Raw genomic sequence first — 17,717 nt, 5'->3', positions numbered from 1 at the left:
TGCTGGTTACAAACCGAGGTGCTGCGTGATGACCGACGACCAGCTGCGCAAACTCGAAGTTGCGAAGCGCAGAGCCTTGTGGGCCCTTGCCGAGCAGAAGCCTGGCGACCCCGCCGCTGTGAAGGTGTTGGTGGAGCTCGATGAGGTTGATCAGGCTCTCGAGGGCTTGGTGACGGGTCGTGAGATTTCGAGCCAGGAGCTCATGGCAGCCGTCACAACTCAGTACCACAACGGCATTCGCCTAGTCGTTGATGACAGTATTCCAGAGCCATGGCGTCAGCGCTTTAGGGCAGCGAGTGTGGGATCCACTCGCCTGGCTGCGGGGGCGTACTTCCTCGACTTCGAGAAATTTGTTCTGGCCTGGCAGAGAGAGCTTGAGCATCTGAACGCACACCGTTCCAGCCGGCAGGGTAGGTGCTCGAAGTGAAGAGGACGATTCTGGGAATGGCCGACGCAGGAGAGCCGCTACTACGGTAAGCCCTCCAAGCGATCCGTGACCATCAGCAGGCTGTGGGCGAGGGGCAACCAGCCGATGTGGTGGAGCGGCTTCGCATCGAGGCGGAGCACCTTTATCAAACCGTCATCGATTACCAGTTGCACAAGGTTGGCACGCTTGGTGAGGCCCTGCACTAAACAGCGAACGATGCAGGATGATGCTTGTGCCTTAATCCTACTGCAGTGGCAAAGTTAACGGTTTTGAACATGGTTTAGTCGGCGAACCGCTGCTGCCGCATGCTCATAAGGTCATGGCCAGATTCACGCACACATGGTCTGTATGACAGTAGCCAAGCGGTTTGCCGTTTTGAATTTACTGTTGCAGGTAGCGAATCTCAAATCGGGTTGCTCTGGGAGTTGAAGTTGCCGGAAACATTATCGATGCAACCCGGATCTGATCAGGGATCACCGAACCGTTCCTCGCATTCGTTTCACTGCTCAAGAAGCACAGATCTTATGGAGTGCGAGATCAGGCATTGGCCGATCACAGGAAAACCTTGAAGGCAAGGTAAAATCTTAGGCTTTCAATCCCCACGTTATTGCGTACTGGAATTCTAACGCCGAAACCTGACATCTTCTGCGGTCTCCGCTCTGTAGACGCTTGGAAATCCACCCTCAGGTCGTTGGAGGCGTTGGTAGCTACTCATCAGCCAGCGCTGTCGCATTTCTATGCGCAGAATTGCCCAATGAGGGGCAGAGGTGGTTCGCAGTGCAGCCTAGCGATGGCATAATGCCTCCACTCAAGACAGGAGGTTTTATGGATATCACAAAAATAACATTGGTGGAGTTTTTTGTTTGGGCTTTTGGAGGGGTTGGAGCGTCATATTTGTTTTATGTGCTTGCACTTAAAAAAAACAATTCTGGTGTTGATGCTCCAAGCAAAGCCTACAGCATAGAGGGAGACGGAAACGCTATAAATGAAGTATCTAATGGCTCCGGTAACTCACAGGCTACTGTGTCAGTAAATGTTTATGCTTCAGAGAGTGGTAAAGACAATCCAGTAGGGGCTGGGGGGGCGGAGTCAAAGACTGAAGTTAGCCTGGAGAGAAAGAAAAATAATACCAGGATTCTATTCATTGATGATGAGACTACTTTCAAGCTCGTTAAAATTTTGAAAAAGTCTGGGTGGGTGCATACTAAGCTGGTTAAAGATATCGATAGTCTAGATCAAGCTGAGGTTTACCAGGCCGACATGATTTTTGTAGATATTCAGGGGGTAGGAGTCGAGCTTGGTTTTTCAGAGCAAGGTCTAGGATTGGCTTCTGCACTTAAGCGTAAGTATCCTGAGAAAAAAATCATTATTTATTCGGCGGAACAAACAGGTGATAGATTTCACAGGGCATTGAGAGAAGTAGACGACTTTTTACCCAAGGATGCAGATCCTTACCAATTCCAGTCAATTGTCGAGCAGTATGCGAAGGGATGAGCATGCAGTATTATAGAATAACTAATGGTGCGGGTGTTGTTTGTGATACTTTGCCATCTGGCTATCTTGAATTCTACGCAGGGCTATCTGAGGCCAGCAAGAAGGTAAAGATTTTCGAGATTGAATATCGAATAGGAATTTATCGTAAGCAAGATGTCACGATTTATGTTGCTACCTGTGATGGGGATTTGATTAAAAGCACAAGATTGTTTTTCAAGCAAGTTGAATTTCTGTTTAATTGCATGGCGGGTATACAGAAAATTCATTCTGAGATTGCCGCTGATTCGCGAGTGCAAGCTAATAGAATGATTCATAATCTAGTTACGCTTAATGCACATAACCTCCAGGAGGTTTATTCGATCATACCGCAAGAGGTCATGGAGGATAAAAAACGTGGTGGGTGGAAAGATCGGATAACAGAGTGTGTCGCTAGTGATAGTTATGATGCTTCATTGTCTCTAGTGAGAATTGCGAAAAATTGCTTGAAGATGAAGGTGGAAATATCTGTTTATAATACTTTATCTAATGGGGATGTAAAATTAGCTCTAAAGCGGCATTCAATTCATCGCATTTTAATGAATGTTTTTTACGTGTTCTTTCCGGATTTCACTGACAACGAGGTTGTGGTGAAAGTCGGAGAGTGTAATGAGTTTATTGAGTGTGATTATGAAACATTGCAGGTTGCGCTATATCATTTGGCTGAAAATGCGGTAAAGTACATTCGGCGAAAATCAGAGTTGGTAGTAAATGTATCAAAAAATTCATTTGGTCAGGTGGAGGTTTTGTTTCGCATGAATAGCCTTCAGATCAAGCCAGAAGAGCTAGAGTTGATTTTCGATGAAGGGTATTCTGGGTACTACTCAAGAAAAATCTTGAAGTCGGGTCATGGTATTGGGTTGGCTAGAGTTAAAGAGTTGCTTGGGTATAACAAGGCGACTATAGAGGTGATTCCTGACTTCTCTACAGCCGCCCCGTTTAGTACCATGCAAGATCTTATTTATCAAGATAATGTATTTAGGATTTTGTTTGCACGATCTAGTGTTGCGGTTAAATGATTTTTTATTGCTAGATCAATCGCGTTTCTGGTGGCTGAGTAATTAGCTGGCAGGCTGCTCAAGGGTGGTACGGGGTTTTTAAGTCCTGTGCCATTTCCTAATGGGTGGCCACAACTTTATTGTGGGGCTTCCATTCAAGAGTGGAGCGTGACAAGGGTTATAAAAATCATGTCTGTCTTTGCTATTAATCGAGATGATGCCTAGGGTAAAATATAGATATAAGTGAATTCTCGATTTTTTCAGATGAACTATAAGCAATTCGCTTAGCTTGACCGTAGGCTCGCCTAAGGAGCGGGCTTCCAGAGCCGCCTCTAGAATCTCACAGAACTCGTAAAGGTGCTCGATAACCATCTCGACACTATTCCGATCTCAATGCTTGGCACTGAGCAGAAAAAAACGTCGGGCGAGAGTACAGGTGTACTCTTTGTGTATCCGGGTACTCCTTTGTGCCCAATTGGTGCAAACGACACCTTGGACATGGGCCAAATGAATCCATGTCTACGCTCATGCCGCAGCACCGCCGTAATGCACCCAGAATGGAACACTACGCCCGTTTTTGTGGGGCAATGATCCCAAGTGGGATCATTATAAGCAGCGTTGATCTGGCGTTTTCCGGAGGCAAGCGGAGCGCGCCGGCCATTGCCGGAGGCGTGAGGATGGAAGCTCAGTAAGGCCGGAACATGGTGAAGCCACGGTGCGGTTAACGACAGCTGTCCCCGCAGGGTCGAGCCACTAGCGTTCTGAACTGACGGGCATGCACGCCAAGCACCAAATCTGCGGATTCAGAAAAGCCCTGAACCCAACGCTGCGTCTAGCCTGCAGTGCTGCAGCAATCATGATTTTTCGCATTTTTTGCGGATATTTTCACCCCGCTACCTGGCTGGCAAACAGGCCATTTCCTCGAGTCATTTGACTTCAGGCGGCTCAAGCTTGCAGACCGGGTTTCCATTCCTGGTGATCACGAATGAACGGCCTTCCTGCAGGAGCCTCATGAGCCGCCTGAAGCGCCTTCTTGCCTGCGTTAAGCTGAGCACCTGCATCTAGACCTCTTCCTATTTTTGCATCACTTCAGCGACGTCCTCGAGTCGTACTCTGCCGGAGCCGGTTTGGCGGTTTGCGATGTGGCATTTAGGCCGGCTCAGCAGGTGCCTCAGTGCTCTCTTCTTCGTCCCCTGGTGCATCCTCGACAATGAGGCGAGCTTCAAAGCCTGGATACGCTGCGTTGACGTCGTCGAGTATGCGGTTTACCAAATGCAATGCGTCGTCAATTGTGGGCTCCAGCATCCGGTGGAACGGCAGGGGGATACGATGGAATCGATGCAAAGGGTTAAGGCAGTGAGTGAAGTTCGTGTCACGCATCGCGCCCCATTGGCCGTGGACGAATCCGGAAGCCCACCCGTAGTAGCGGTCGTAGTCTTCCTTCGTCCCAGACTCCTCTGCCAGGCGGCGAAGATCTTTTCCGCACCAATGGCCTAGGTCGATCTCCACGTATTCTTGGAAGTAGTCTTCGTTCGCCAGCGCCTCAAGCGTTTCCAAGGTAACGAATTGAGGCTTTTGCCCAGACATTTCCTCATGCTTCAACAAGGCTAGCTTGGCCTGGCCGGCGCCATAAGATCGGAATTTCTTCCACATCTCGTCGGTGCCGTTTCGAACAAGATAGGCTAGGGATATCCGGCATTCTGTGAGCGAGCGGAGCAGCAGGCGGCCTGTGATTGCTGAGCTCATAGGCCCCATGCTCATCTCGGCGAGACACGCCAGCGCGTAGAAACCGAAGCCGAAGGCGCCATCATGCTTGGGATTCAAGCCAGATGTGCTAAGAGACGAGTACCAGTGCTCAAGAAGAGCCTCTCGAACGTCATTGATGGCCTTTGATAAAGCCAGCGGGTCGTGACTAGCGCGGCCTCTCGATTTCAGGGGGGCGGGCAGGCAAACGGTACGCTCAAGCATGTAGGCCCAAAATGCCTCGGGCCACAGATTGGGCGCTTGATCTGGCTTCAGAGTAGCAACCGCCATTTCCATTGACCGAATTGAGGGGCGGACGGATCTCATTTCGCCACGGTACGGATACTCAATGAGCTCTTGTACTCGCTCCCTTAGTCCTTCGAAAACATGCAGCTCGCCCAGCCCGATCTTGAAAAGAACACTCAACCAACGCACATCCGTAGCTTCTTGTGATTGATGGTCGAACGTTTTGAGTACCGCCTGCCCCAAGGTCTGCCAATCATCATCTACAGGATCAGTGTCCAGTGCCGCCTTCCACCACTGCAGTCCCGGAAGGCTGTCGAGGAGCAAAAGCGGACGTAGTGCCTGCAGGCCAGCGTGACAACGGAGCACCCGAGCCACCAATGCGTTGAATAGCTCTCTAGGCTGATTTGGCAAGTCAGCATGGCGAAGTGTCCAGCCGCGAGCTTGCTTGGGCTCTGCACCCTGGTGGGGCTCATCATCCTGTCGATACTTAAGACCTATTCCAGCAATGTCTCGGAAGACCTCAATCGCCTCTTTTCGAGGGATCACGGTGATGACTAGGCATGCCCACAACATGTCTGGAAGACGATCATTTGCCCAAGAGGAAAAGCTCATGCCGGGTAGCTGCATGAACGGAGGAACCAAGGCTTTTCCTACCTTCTTGTGTCCGGCCAGAGGGGTGGTGATCTTGCCGGGGCGATGCATTTTTTTCTTTTTCTTCGACATGAATTCCTCCTTGGTTGCCTGTCCACCGCTTCGAGTTGATTAATACAATCAATTCGGGGTGAAGCGTAAAGCGAAGCGGAGCTGAGTTCAGATCAAACAGCCTGTTTCACACTTCTGATCTCACGATTCAAAATCAAGCGGCTCCTCTGTCTCGCTCTTGTCTGTGTCCCGTTTCCAGTGATGGATCTGGGGTTTCCCCTTGCTGTGCCAGACGATGCCTTCAGAGCGGCGCCAAGACGCATGGTGGTTACCTCCATCAGGCCAAGCTCCTCGCTCGGTGACGAACACCCATATGCAAGAGAGACCATCTTCCTCAAGGAAGGTGTTGAACAGATCTTGGTCAATGAAGGCGTGTGAGCCGTCATCTCTGCTCTGCCCACTGACGAAGAGAGGAGTGCCGGAGGCGCCAACGTAAATATTCGGGTTTGCGTGATCTGGTCTCAGACCGAGGCGTTTGGCCAACCAGGGCGCGGGTATCAGGGCATGGGCGCCGTCCGTCAGCGAGGCGTCCAGGTGTGACTCCCAGTGGTAGCGGAAGCAAGGATAAGCAACCTCGACCTCACCGATGTTGTAAAAATCCATGATTGACCACTGCTCCTGATCCCAAGTCGAGCGCCAAGGGGCCTCCAGAAGATAGCCATTGTCAGTTGAGTTGCGCGTCGACCAGTTGTCCACCCGGATCTCTTTCTGCAGGCGGATGTACTTTATGAGCGCCTCTTGGTCTTCGTGCCTAACAATTACGGGCAACAGAAAACGCCACTCCTGCTTTCTTTGGCCATGCTCGCGGTCGGATTTGTCCTTGTAACGTTCTGTCTCCGAGCGATGCTCGTGCAGAACCACCCAGTCCTGGCCAGCCAAATCCTTCCTGACCAAAAGGTTAGGCATGTTTGTCGCGGGATTCTCCTCAAACGGCCACTTGCCAAGCTCTGCCTCGGAAGTCTCTCGCATGCTGATCTCGCATCTCGCAATAGAGTCTTCGGGCTTGGTAAGAAGCTCGGCAGGAAGCAGGATCGTGGGATCAATGTCACGGTGGAAGCCGATGTCGAGTGGCCCTGCATATTGGCGCGACCCGTGGAGGGCTCGTTCCGACATCCATTTATTGTCAGCAAGGCTGCACAGGAGCTCATCCAGAGCTAGCCACTGGTACTTCTTGCCAATCCGTTCGACGAGAGGCCGGTCTCGGCTGTAGTCATGCCGCCTGCTTCGGTCGTTGGGGAAGAGCTTTTTCGTCCACCCAAGAGCATAGGCTCGTTTAGCAACCCAGAGTTGGGCAGCGGCTATGTCGATATGCGGCACAGGGTCTGGCCGGCCATCTTCATTGTTGAAACGTGGTTTGTACTCCTTGCGATACCGGGCTTTCTCCTTTGTGCTCAATCTCATCAGAAGCAGCTTTTCGCAGTCCCTGAAGTGTTCTGAGTAGTCTTTTGCAGCTTTACCCTTCCGACGCATGGCGAGATCTCGGAAGCGATTGGGCGCGAAGGTACGCATCAGCTCCAGGAGCTCAACACGTATAGGGCAATGATCTATGACTTCTTGCTCGAAGACTTCATACCGTTCAGTCGGAGTGAGAGGTTCAGCCTTGCTCAGGGACACATTCGCAAATGAGCTAACGCGCGGGCGTATCTCGTAGCATCCAAAATCACCTCCCCACTGAGAGCAAGAGTCTTGTATTTGGGAGTCGCCCGCTCGATTGGCCGCTTTTTCCAGCGCTTCCTCAGTAACTGCCAGGCGAATTGCCTTGGAAGTATAGGGCGGCCTTGATTGCAGCATGTCTACAGTGCTGGGCAGGTGGCCTCTGGCGTGTGCAAGCTCAATGATTCCGAAAGCAGCATCTCTGAGCAGAATGGATGCAGTAACATCTTCACGATTGAATACGGTCTCGTAAGCAACGCCAGCAAATTCACGTAGAATTTTCTCGTCATGTCTAATGCAGCACGCACCATAAGCGGCTGTGTGGAGGCGCTCTAGTACATAGAGGTCGTCGACTTCGTAGAAGGCTTGAGAAAGCTTCGCATAGAGGGATAGGTTGTGAATCATCAAGGACGTAAGCGCCTTGGTTGATTTATCACGCAGCTCGCGGTTCGAACTCGCGAGGAACCACGTGAGAGTGATCGCGCAGAGGTGCTGAACTTCCGGATCAGTACGTTCATTTTGCTCAAAGGCGCTCCACTCGATCAGTCTCCGTGCGGTATCACCTTCGCCTAAGGGAAGCTCGTTAATAAGTACAGTCCAGTGAGCATCCCGATTTGCCATGCTTAGGTTGATTAGTTTTTTGTGAAGCACCTTGGCATTCCACGGGTGCCCCACATTCGCACTTACCTGGACAACTATATCGAAGTGTTCCTCTTCAGCCTTAACGAACGCCTCGAATATTTCCAGGGTGCGTTCAGTAAATGAGTCGTTATTCCTCCATCTTAGGCTTTCGATGAATGCGTTGCCAACGGCGTAATCATCAGCCCAAACTCCAATGTCTCCAGGTAGGAGATCAAGTAATTCTTGATCAAATAGCTCAGGCAGCTGCACAGAAAGTGCGTCTGTAAGCCCGGCCCATTCGCCGTGAATACTTTCTCCATCGTGGATAAATTGAAGTGTGCCAGCTCGCAAGGCTTCCGATGGGTCATCAACTTCCTTCAGAAGGCCAGAAGCCATTAAATAGTCTTGAAGGCGTTGGAAGCTGAAGCGAACTATATCATCCGGGACTGCGAACGGATCAGCATCCCAGCCTCTGGGATTAGGGTCTAGTCTAAAAAGTCCGTTTCTCTGAAGGGCCTCGAACCAAGTTATCCCAGGGGGAGTAGGATATGCGTGGAACTTTTCTCCAACGATTCGAATTGCATCAATGTGAGGTACGAAGTCTCGCCTATGGGTAGCCATATAAGCAGCAATCGCAGCGAGTGCCTGGTTTGTGGGTATGACCAGTTCGTCGCTGCCATCTCTTCCTACACCCATGTTCCGGGCAATGCTTTTTGTGTAGAAGGAGAATACCTGCTTCGTACCCACAAGTCCCTTGGGGAAATGTTTGAGGCCTTCTAGCTTCAGAGCGACACAAGCGCTGCGCAGGAAGAGTGGATTGACAAACTCTGCTGCCAGCCATGGGGTATTAGGTTGGGAGATCCCACGACCACCCAAGTAGACCCTCGCTGCGCGTGATTGCTCTTCCTTAGTTTCGAATCCTTGAATTCGAAACGATGGAATCGTCTCCTCTAACGATTTAGGGATGACATAAGGCTTGTATTCGGTTCTGCAACTGAACACGAGTAGGAGATTGGCGTGGCGCTCAACCCTAGCGATGAATTCTGCTAGCTCATTACGCCAAAGTGCCAGCCCTGCCCCTTCATTGACCGCATCTACTAGGATGAGACCGCGCTTACCGCTGGCATCGGCTGCCGCGCTCAGAGCCTGCAGTAAAGCATCGGGGTTGATCTTATCTATACCGAGCCGCCTGGATATCTGAGTCCAAATATTTTCTGCAGTTAAGTGCTGGCCAAGGATCAAGAAGACAGGCCGGCCTTCTGTTATGGCGCTTTCGGCGATGCTCCCTAAAAGATGTGATTTCCCTGTTCCAGCTTTTCCATATATGAGAATACTGCGTTGGTATTCGGCGGAGAAATGGCGCTTTTGTATATAAGATCTGAAAGTATAAGCTACATCACTAAGTTTTCTAAGTGTGTGGTCGGCTGAGTCCAGCGCAGAAAATCCAGACTTTGGCTGCTCCGGCATCGACTCACGCAATTTCCACACGGCTAGTTCTAAGTCATGGACGTTATCCGAGATATTCTCAACGCTTTGTATGACTTCCCTTAGAGGCCAGTTTCTCCAGGCGTCGGTTGTGAATTGCTGAGATAGACTTTCGAGCGAACCAATTTCCTGCTCAATTTTTTCTATTTGGTCGACCTGGCCACTTAAGGTTTTTCCAACGGATTTGAGTTGAGCTGCGGCGTAAATTTTGGCGATCTGTTCTTGGATCTCTGTGATGATGCTGGGGTCGCGTAACGCTATTCGAAATACCCGCTCTATCCCGACTTCAACATGGTCTTCAGGGTGATATCTTTCATCCAGCGACTTAATGGCCAAAGCGATGTGGTCAGAGAACCAACGGGCCGAGAACTCAAAATCACCAAACCAGAAGCGGCGGAGGCCTTCTGCTGATGGATGGGCTAGCCGATCAGTGATATCCGAGGCTGTCCAAACAATGAATTCTATGCTTTTACCTGGCGCAACGAGTTCAGTCCATTTAGCTTTTCGTGCGTTCCAAGACTGCCAGCCAGTATTGCCACGACCTTGTTTTCCGGTTTTGTCAGTAAGATCACATGGGAGCGCAATGACGTACTTGGTCAGCTCTGGGTGAGCCTTTAGAGCGGTCTCTACAGAGTCATCGATGTTTGCCCAATTTATTTCTCGAGACTTTGTATAGTATTTGGCTTGATATCCGATCTCGCTCCCGTCATCGAGCAACCAATATGCCTCGATTCCCCCGTCCCCGCCGGCACCTTCTATTCGCCTGAATTCCGCGTCAGCGGCTGGCCTTTCTCGTCGAGCCAGTTGGCAGATGAGTTCTTCGAAGGCGAGGCGCTGTCCTGATTCCATGCCCCTGATGCGTGTGTAATCCATGCGGGTGTCCGTAGCGAGAAACTGGAGGAGTGATAGCAAATTGCCTGGTCGAGTGTATCCGTTTTGAGGGGACGCGGGTGCTTGCACAAACTGCTGCAAAGAGGGGGATTTAGGTGGGGGCAAAGCGATCCGGCTGACCACAGCTCTGGCCTAGGCCGCGTGAGGCGTGGGCTGGACGAAATTGAGGGTTAAACCTTGCTAAGTGCTTGATTTTATAAGCGTACTGTGCAATTATAATCCTGCACATGGCAAGATTGCCTGATATGGCTAGATTTTGTTTTGAAATGTGCAGTTGTGCGGTAGGAAGAAGCCACTGGGTACACCATTCAACCTCACCGAAGGAGCGGCATTGCTGGCGCTGTTCGGCCGGCTGACCGGCTACACGCCGCGCTGGTTCACCTATTTCATCGGCGACGCCCATGTGTACGAGAACCACCTGGACATGCTCAGCGAGCAGCTCAAGCGCGAGCCGCTGGAAGCGCCCAAACTGGTGATAAGCGATCGGGTCCCGGCGTTCGCCGACACAGGCAAGTACGAGCCGCAGTGGCTTGAGCAGATCGAGCCGAGTGATTTCTGGCTCGAAGGGTATGAGCATCATGCCCCGATGACGGCGCCGATGGCGGTCTGAGGGATCCCTTTCATACCCCCAGTGTACGATCCCCACAGGAGCGGCCTAGCCGGGACGCTCCTACCCGAAATCCGCTAGCCCTTGGATGCGGCGCAAGACCATTGTTCCGGCAGGCTAGTCACGCCCACTAATGCCCATGGCTACGCCCAACATGTGAATGCTCGATGTCTGGCACCGTCACAGCGCCGTTGGTTTCTAGCTGCTGCAAAATGGCGCATTGCGCGCCTTCCTCGTTACACCGTCTTCGCAAATCCATCAGTTGCGCCTGTAATGCCACCAACCCATCGAGCCGGGCCTGGACGTGCTCGATATGCTCGTCGATCAAGGCATTCACGCTGCCGCACGAGGCCTGAGGGCTGTCACGCAGCTGCAGCAGGCTGCGGATTTCATCGAGCGTCATGTCCAGCGTGCGGCAGTTGCGTATGAATGTCAGGCGCTCGACATGCTCTTGGGTATACATCCGGTAATTGCCCTCGCTGCGCGCAGGCTCAGGCAGGAGCTTTTCGCGTTCGTAGTAACGAATGGTCTCCACAGCGCAGTCCGTCGCCTTGGCAAGGTCGCCGATCTTCATGTTGAAAACTCCTGGCATTCGCTTGACCCTATAGTGGCTACAGGGTGTTCACTTGGCAACAGACTCAATTAAGGATGACCCATGAACAAGTCTGTCAGCCCTGAACACACGCATCATCATGAGCACAATCATGACCATGCCCATGACGACGTGCGCCATGGCGATCAGGGTCATACCTGTTGCAGCACGCAGGCCGCGCCTGCCCACGTGCAGTTGACGTCCATTCCCAGCGAGCAGGCCCAGCTCAGCCGTTTCCGTATCGATGCCATGGATTGTCCGACCGAGCAGACGCTGATCCAGGACAAACTGGGCAAGATGGCTGGCATCGAGGCGCTGGAATTCAACCTCATCAGTCGCATCCTGGGGGTCAGGCACACGCTCGATGGCACGTCCGACATCGAACGGGCCATCGACAGCCTGGGGATGAAAGCCGAGCCGCTCGTGGGTGATGCGGACAGCGCTACCGTGCCAGCGCCGCCGCGCCAGCAGGGTTGGTGGCCGCTGGCGCTGTCCGGCCTGGCAGCCCTGGGCGCCGAAATCGTGCACTTCGCCCAGCTCGCGCCGCAATGGCTGGTGGCCGCGCTGGCACTGGCGGCGATCCTGGGTTGTGGTCTGGGTACCTACAAGAAGGGCTGGATTGCGCTAAAAAACCGCAACCTCAACATCAACGCCCTCATGAGCATCGCGGTCACCGGTGCGTTGCTGATCGGCCAATGGCCGGAAGCAGCCATGGTGATGGTGCTCTTTACCGTGGCCGAACTGATCGAAGCCCGCTCGCTGGACCGTGCACGCAATGCCATTGGCGGGCTCATGCAGTTGGCACCGGACATGGCGACCGTGCAACAGGCCGACGGCCAATGGCGCGAAATGGACGTACGTGAAGTCGTTGTCGGCGCGACGATGCGCGTACGGCCAGGCGAGCGTATCGGGCTCGATGGCCAGGTGATCAGCGGGCAGTCCAGCGTCGATCAGTCCCCGATAACCGGTGAAAGCCTGCCGGTGGAGAAGGGCCTGGGCGACAAGGTCTTCGCCGGCACCATCAACCAGGCAGGTGCCCTGGAAATCAAAGCCACCGCCGTGGCCGGTCAGTCCACACTGGCTCGCATCATCAAGGCCGTCGAGCAGGCGCAAGGGGCGCGGGCGCCAACCCAGCGCTTCGTCGACCGGTTTTCGCGGATCTATACGCCGGCGGTGCTGGCCCTTGCGCTGGCCGTGGCGATCGTCCCGCCGCTTCTGCTGGACGGCACCTGGTTCGACTGGGTGTATCGTGCGCTTGTGCTGCTGGTAGTGGCATGTCCCTGTGCACTGGTGATCTCGACCCCCGTCACCATCGTCAGTGGCCTGGCGGCTGCGGCGCGCAAAGGCATCCTGATCAAGGGCGGGGTGTACCTCGAAGGCGGGCGCCACCTGGACTTTCTGGCCCTGGACAAGACCGGCACGATCACCCACGGCAAGCCGGTCCAGACAGACTTCAAGGCCCTGCAACCGGCGTTCGAGCATCGTGCGCAGGCCCTGGCATCGAGCTTGGCTGCACGCTCCGATCACCCCGTGTCGCGAGCGATAGCCCAGTTCGGCCAGGACAACGACCTGCCCCACAGTGAGGTCCGGGATTTCACCGCGCTCGCGGGCCGTGGCGTGCGTGGCACCATCGAGGGTGAGGTGTTGCACCTGGGCAACCATCGCCTGGTCGAGGAGCTGGGGCTGTGTTCACCCGAACTGGAAGTCCAGCTCGATGCCTTGGAACAGCAGGGCAAGACGGTGGTGTTGCTGCTCAACGCATCAGGCCCCCTGGCATTGTTTGCGGTGGCCGATACCGTCAAGCAAAGCAGCCGGCAAGCCATTGCCGAGCTTCATGCACTGGGCATCCAGACAGCCATGCTGACCGGTGACAACCCGCACACCGCCGCGGCCATCGCGCGTACGGTAGGCATTGATCGGGCCGAAGGTAACCTTCTGCCAGCCGACAAGCTCAGTAGCATCCAGGCGCTGTACGACCAAGGTCATCGCGTCGGCATGGTCGGGGACGGCATCAACGACGCGCCGGCGCTGGCCAGGGCCGAAATCGGCTTCGCCATGGCGGCGGCTGGCACCGACACTGCCATCGAAACGGCCGATGTGGCGCTGATGGACGATGACCTGCGCAAGATCCCTGCGTTCATCAGGCTGTCGCGGCACACCGCAGCGATCCTCAAGCAAAATATCGTGCTGGCCTTGGCGATCAAGGCGATTTTCCTGGGCATTACCTTCGCCGGGCTGGCCACCATGTGGATGGCCGTATTCGCCGATATGGGCGTGAGCCTGCTGGTGGTGTTCAACGGTCTGCGCTTGTTGCGCAAGTGACCACCGCCTGAAAGGCCAGGCCTAGAGTTGCTGCACCAGCGCTTCGAGCTGCTCCTGACGCTGGGCCTGGTTCGGTTTAGCACCTGGGTTGAGCGTGGACCATTGCGGGTGCGCGCGAGCCCGCACCAGCGGTTCGGGCAGCTTGCCCTGACGCCAGGTCTTTTCATCCAAGGGGCCCAGGCGAATACTGTCCTGAGCGGCGTGCCCACGGTGGTCCAGTGCCACCATCAGCTGTTGCTGACGCAAGGCTAGCAAGCGCAGGACGGTATCGTCGACGGTCAGCTCGCGTTTGCCCTTGAGCTTGCCCATCAGGCGCGCGCCATAGCCGCGTGCCGTCTGCAGGGCGCCGCCGGCGATGGCCCCGGCCAAGGCGGCGACGCCCAGGGTAAGCCCACCTGCCAGCAGGTCCACGCCGGCCCCGGCCGCCGCGCCTGCCGCTACACCGCCGCCTACACGCACTCCAAGCTGCCTCAGGGTTTCAGGATTGAACAGATCGTCCCCCCAGCGCCCGTCCAGCAACGGCAGGTCGCTGGCATGCGCGTCGTCGCGCCGGAACGCATAGAGCTTGAGCAGAGCCTCCACGCAGCGCTGTTCGCGCTGGCGCACGGCCTGGTGGAGCGCCTCGATGGCCTGTGCCTGGGCAGAAGGATCACCTTCCACGCTGCGACGACAGGCGGCGCAGTCCAGCAGCAATTCGGCGATCAGGCGTTTGCCACCTTGCTGGCGGGCCACCCGTTGGGCCTGCTGATCGTCGATCAGGCGCTGCAAGCTAGGGCGTGCATCTTCCAGCAGCAGGGCGAGGCTCTCATACAGGCGGCGCTCGCCATCTTCTGGTGGGGCTACGGTGTCGAATCTCACTAATGCATGAAGCCCAAGCCGGGCGAGGGCTTGACGCCACTGCGGTTCGCGATGCTGGGGGCTGGAGACAAAGTTGAGCACCGGCAGAAGTGGCTTGCCACAGCTGGCCAGCACGTCGAGTTCGTCACGGTACTTGGCCAGCACCGGCTCGCGGGCGTCGATGACATAGAGCCCGGCATCGCTTGCCAGCAGCTGGCGCAGCACCTTGGCCTCCTGCTCGAAGCGCTGGCGCGCCTCGCTGCCCTGCAGAAAGCGCTCCAGCCGCGCCGGGCCATCCAGGCGCTCGCCAGGGCGTTCGAGACGTTCGAGGTAGTCGAGCAGGGCGATGGCGTCTTCCAGGCCCGGTGTGTCGTAGAGCTCCAGCAGAGGCTCCCCGTCCACGGACAAGCGAGCCCCTTCCACATGGCGTGTGGTGCTGGGGCGATGCGAGACCTCCCCGAAACCGACGTCACGCGTGAGGGTGCGTAGCAGCGAGGTCTTGCCCACGTTGGTGTGGCCTACCACGGCCAGCTTCAAGGGCTCAGTCATGACCGTGCTCCAACCAAGCCAACGGTAAAGTGTCAGCATGAGGGAGCCCCAGGCGATCCAGGGCTTCACGCCAGTCATTCAGGCGCCGTTCGTCGCGAAGCTGATCAGCGACAGCAGGCAACAGCCAGATACGCGTACTGCCTGCATTGCGCGCCAGCTCGGCAAGCAAGGCCAGGCTACCGCGGTCCGGCGAGCGCTCAGGGTCGAGGGCAATGGCCAGGCGCGCGGGTGGAAAACGCCCCAGTTGCTCAAGCAGACGATGCCGCGACTCCCGGCTGTCCAGCACACCGGCATCAGCGACATTGGCGGGCAATGACGGCGGCCAAGGGCGCTGATCATCCAGCTCGACGCCGACCAGCAGTGCGCCGGCATTTTCAATGAGTGACGGCTGAGCCTTGAATTGCGGCAGTGTGTCGGGCGCATCGTCCTGCACGCCCAGGCGCTCGCTGTTGGGCATCAGCCTGTCGCGCAGCGGCATGTAGCCTGGCAGGTTCGTGTCCAGCGCCAGGCGTTGGCGCCCTTGCTGCCAGCGCCACAGGCACACGCCAGCCAGGAGCAGACGCGGCAGCACGCCATAGACCACTACCACGCCCAGCAGCCAGCTGGCCCATGCCTGGCGCGTCATGGCCAGGGCCGGTGCGGTGTCACCGCTGGCCCGAATCATGGCCGGGTCAGGTACCGCAAAGCCCAGCAGCGCGGGCAGGGCGCCCAGGGCCTGGGTCATGGCGATGAAAGGCTCGGCCGCCAGCAACGTGGTTTCCCAGACGAATCCATAGCGCCGGGTGGCCAGCAATGTCAGGAGCACACCCACCGCGCTCAGCATGGCCGCCACCCACAGGCTGTGGACCAGCAAACCCAGCAACCAACGGCCCAGGCGTTGGCGTTGCAGCAGCACCAGCAGGGCCGGCGCCAGGTGGGCGGCACGGGCGTCGCGGGCAAAGCGTTCGCTCAACCACAGCCAAAGCCGCCCCAGCAGCGCGCCGTGCTCACCGCTCAGGAACAAGCCGATCAACCAGCCCAGGAACATGACCAGGTTCAGCCCCAGCAGGCTGCCCAGCGCCCAGAACACATTCACCGGCCGCTGCCCGTCACCCAGTGCGGCCAACGCCAGGCCGCCGCCACTGAGCACGGCCATCAACACCATCGCCACCAGCGCCAGGCGTGCCCCTTGCTTCCAACGCCGCAACGCGGCGGTCAAGCCGTCGCGTTCGGCCAGCAGCAGCGCGCGGGTCTCGATGCGCAGGGCCAGGCTGCCGCCTTGCTGGCGGGCACGGCGGTTCGCTTCCTGGTCCTCGAGAGGGCCGGCATGTTCTTCGCGCAGGCGTATCGCCTCGGTGAGCCAGCGCTTGTCCAGCAAAGAAGGTGCAGTCACAGGGTGTTCCATTGCACAGGTCGTGGCAGCAGCATAACTCACCCGCGCGGTGCTATTCTCGCCGGCATGAAGACATTACTGCCCTTAAGCCTGATCGTGGCCTGCGCCGACAACCGCGTGATAGGCATCGACAATTCCATGCCCTGGCATTTGCCGGGGGACTTCAAGTATTTCAAGGCCACCACCTTGGGCAAGCCCATCATCATGGGCCGCAAGACCTGGGACTCGCTGGGACGGCCGCTGCCTGGGCGGTTGAATATCGTGGTCAGCAGGCAGCCCGGGCTAGAACTGGCCGGTGCCGAAGTTTTCGCTTCGCTGGAAGACGCGCTGGTGCGGGCTGATCAGTGGGCGCGCGAGCAAGGTGTCGACGAGCTGATGCTGATCGGTGGTGCGCAGCTCTACGGGCAGGCGCTGGAGCAAGGACTCGTCAGCCGGATGTACGTGACGCGGGTCGAGCTGTCGCCCAAGGGCGATGCCTGGTTCCCGGATTTCGATCGCAAGCAGTGGACGCTACTGTCCAGTCAGGCGCAGGCTGAGGAAGGTAAGCCGTTGTATCACTTCGAGGTGTGGGACAAGGCCTGACGCCTGACGCCTGTTGCGCGAGGAAAGGGCCGCGCCGTGCGGCCCCCCGTGAACTCAGGTATGGCTTAATGCTGCGTGTTCATCATCGGCCAGTACCTGCTTGTCGGTTTCCTTGAGCAGCTGGCTGGTTACCACGCCAGCCGTCATCGAACCGTTCACGTTCAACGCCGTACGGCCCATGTCGATCAGCGGCTCCACCGAAATCAGCAGGGCCACCAGCTCCACCGGCAAGCCCATGGCCGGCAGCACGATCAGCGCGGCGAAGGTAGCGCCGCCGCCAACTCCGGCCACACCGGCCGAACTGAGCGTGACGATGGCCACCAACGTGGCGATCCATAGCGGATCGAAGGTGTCGATGCCAACCGCTGGCGCGACCATCACCGCCAACATGGCAGGGTAAAGCCCGGCACAGCCATTCTGACCGATGGTGGTCCCGAATGAGGCGCTGAAGCTGGCGATAGACTGCGGCACGCCCAGGCGACGCGTCTGGGCCTCGATGTTCAGCTGTCTTGGCAATAAAAAACCGGCGCTCGAAGCGCCGGTTCTCGTCATGCTAGATG

General features: G+C 56.3%; 11 protein-coding genes and 3 pseudogenes. 7 read left to right on the top strand and 7 right to left on the bottom strand.

Going from position 1 to position 17,717, the window contains the following annotated elements:
* Positions 1 to 28: 28 nt before the first annotated feature.
* The 4 genes and pseudogenes from B2J77_RS20080 (at position 29) to B2J77_RS20065 (ending at position 2,976) form a co-directional block, all read left to right on the top strand.
* Positions 29 to 427: a hypothetical protein gene (locus B2J77_RS20080; protein WP_078479293.1), complete on the top strand. Its 399-nt coding sequence runs from the start codon at positions 29 to 31 to the stop codon at positions 425 to 427.
* Positions 428 to 444: 17 nt separating this feature from the next.
* Positions 445 to 633, top strand: a pseudogene (locus B2J77_RS21690) (hypothetical protein).
* Positions 634 to 1,252: 619 nt separating this feature from the next.
* The gene (locus B2J77_RS20070; RefSeq protein ID WP_078479292.1) at positions 1,253 to 1,921 is read left to right on the top strand and encodes a response regulator; all 669 of its coding nucleotides are present in this window, start codon (positions 1,253 to 1,255) and stop codon (positions 1,919 to 1,921) included.
* Positions 1,922 to 1,923: 2 nt separating this feature from the next.
* A complete protein-coding gene (locus tag B2J77_RS20065) occupies positions 1,924 to 2,976 on the top strand; it encodes an ATP-binding protein (protein WP_078479291.1) in 1,053 nt (350 codons plus the stop codon).
* Between the two features lie 905 nt (positions 2,977 to 3,881).
* On the opposite strand, the gene B2J77_RS20060 is transcribed toward B2J77_RS20065, so the two are convergent.
* The 3 genes from B2J77_RS20060 to B2J77_RS20050 all read right to left on the bottom strand — a co-directional run bounded on the left by B2J77_RS20060 (position 3,882) and on the right by B2J77_RS20050 (position 10,278).
* Positions 3,882 to 4,016, bottom strand: coding sequence for a type II toxin-antitoxin system Phd/YefM family antitoxin (locus B2J77_RS20060; protein WP_078479290.1), 135 nt, complete (start codon positions 4,014 to 4,016; stop codon positions 3,882 to 3,884).
* 88 nt (positions 4,017 to 4,104) lie between these two features.
* Positions 4,105 to 5,667: a DUF5677 domain-containing protein gene (locus B2J77_RS20055; protein ID WP_078479289.1), complete on the bottom strand. Its 1,563-nt coding sequence runs from the start codon at positions 5,665 to 5,667 to the stop codon at positions 4,105 to 4,107.
* Between the two features lie 120 nt (positions 5,668 to 5,787).
* Positions 5,788 to 10,278, bottom strand: coding sequence for an AAA family ATPase (locus B2J77_RS20050; protein ID WP_078479288.1), 4,491 nt, complete (start codon positions 10,276 to 10,278; stop codon positions 5,788 to 5,790).
* Between the two features lie 313 nt (positions 10,279 to 10,591).
* Between B2J77_RS20050 and B2J77_RS20045 the strand changes: the two are divergent.
* Positions 10,592 to 10,906 (top strand): annotated as a pseudogene (locus B2J77_RS20045) (thymidylate synthase); the annotation flags it as partial.
* Positions 10,907 to 11,033: 127 nt separating this feature from the next.
* On the opposite strand, the gene cadR reads toward B2J77_RS20045, so the two are convergent.
* Positions 11,034 to 11,477: a Cd(II)/Pb(II)-responsive transcriptional regulator gene (gene cadR / locus B2J77_RS20040; protein ID WP_058638152.1), complete on the bottom strand. Its 444-nt coding sequence runs from the start codon at positions 11,475 to 11,477 to the stop codon at positions 11,034 to 11,036.
* 81 nt (positions 11,478 to 11,558) lie between these two features.
* Here cadR and B2J77_RS20035 point away from each other — a divergent pair, with 81 nt between their 5' ends.
* A complete protein-coding gene (locus B2J77_RS20035; RefSeq protein WP_078479287.1) occupies positions 11,559 to 13,817 on the top strand; it encodes a heavy metal translocating P-type ATPase in 2,259 nt (752 codons plus the stop codon).
* A gap of 21 nt (positions 13,818 to 13,838) precedes the next feature.
* Here B2J77_RS20035 and B2J77_RS20030 read toward each other — a convergent pair whose 3' ends face one another.
* Positions 13,839 to 15,203 carry a GTPase/DUF3482 domain-containing protein gene (locus tag B2J77_RS20030; protein WP_058638150.1) on the bottom strand — a complete coding sequence of 455 codons (1,365 nt, stop codon included), beginning with the start codon at positions 15,201 to 15,203 and terminating at the stop codon, positions 13,839 to 13,841.
* Positions 15,196 to 16,587: a DUF2868 domain-containing protein gene (locus B2J77_RS20025; protein ID WP_078479286.1), complete on the bottom strand. Its 1,392-nt coding sequence runs from the start codon at positions 16,585 to 16,587 to the stop codon at positions 15,196 to 15,198. Before B2J77_RS20025 ends, B2J77_RS20030 begins: the two co-directional genes overlap by 8 nt.
* A gap of 54 nt (positions 16,588 to 16,641) precedes the next feature.
* Here B2J77_RS20025 and B2J77_RS20020 point away from each other — a divergent pair, with 54 nt between their 5' ends.
* A complete protein-coding gene (locus tag B2J77_RS20020; RefSeq protein WP_058638148.1) occupies positions 16,642 to 17,157 on the top strand; it encodes a dihydrofolate reductase in 516 nt (171 codons plus the stop codon).
* Positions 17,158 to 17,211: 54 nt separating this feature from the next.
* Here B2J77_RS20020 and B2J77_RS20015 read toward each other — a convergent pair.
* Positions 17,212 to 17,700, bottom strand: a pseudogene (locus B2J77_RS20015) (cation:dicarboxylate symporter family transporter); the annotation flags it as partial.
* Positions 17,701 to 17,717: the final 17 nt, after the last annotated feature.

The sequence above is a fragment of the Pseudomonas parafulva genome (assembly GCF_002021815.1).
GTDB lineage: Bacteria > Pseudomonadota > Gammaproteobacteria > Pseudomonadales > Pseudomonadaceae > Aquipseudomonas > Aquipseudomonas parafulva_B.
Note: the sequence above shows the minus strand (reverse complement) of the source record. Positions and strands in the feature narration are given on the sequence as shown.

Bases quoted from the DNA above. Each gene is read 5' to 3' on its own strand.
- B2J77_RS20080 (WP_078479293.1), top strand. From the start codon at position 29: ATGACCGACGACCAGCTGCGCAAACTCGAAGTTGCGAAGCGCAGAGCC.
- B2J77_RS20070 (WP_078479292.1), top strand. From the start codon at position 1,253: ATGGATATCACAAAAATAACATTGGTGGAGTTTTTTGTTTGGGCTTTT.
- B2J77_RS20065 (WP_078479291.1), top strand. From the start codon at position 1,924: ATGCAGTATTATAGAATAACTAATGGTGCGGGTGTTGTTTGTGATACT.
- B2J77_RS20060 (WP_078479290.1), bottom strand. From the start codon at position 4,016: ATGCAGGTGCTCAGCTTAACGCAGGCAAGAAGGCGCTTCAGGCGGCTC.
- B2J77_RS20055 (WP_078479289.1), bottom strand. From the start codon at position 5,667: ATGTCGAAGAAAAAGAAAAAAATGCATCGCCCCGGCAAGATCACCACC.
- B2J77_RS20050 (WP_078479288.1), bottom strand. From the start codon at position 10,278: ATGGATTACACACGCATCAGGGGCATGGAATCAGGACAGCGCCTCGCC.
- cadR (WP_058638152.1), bottom strand. From the start codon at position 11,477: ATGAAGATCGGCGACCTTGCCAAGGCGACGGACTGCGCTGTGGAGACC.
- B2J77_RS20035 (WP_078479287.1), top strand. From the start codon at position 11,559: ATGAACAAGTCTGTCAGCCCTGAACACACGCATCATCATGAGCACAAT.
- B2J77_RS20030 (WP_058638150.1), bottom strand. From the start codon at position 15,203: ATGACTGAGCCCTTGAAGCTGGCCGTGGTAGGCCACACCAACGTGGGC.
- B2J77_RS20025 (WP_078479286.1), bottom strand. From the start codon at position 16,587: ATGGAACACCCTGTGACTGCACCTTCTTTGCTGGACAAGCGCTGGCTC.
- B2J77_RS20020 (WP_058638148.1), top strand. From the start codon at position 16,642: ATGAAGACATTACTGCCCTTAAGCCTGATCGTGGCCTGCGCCGACAAC.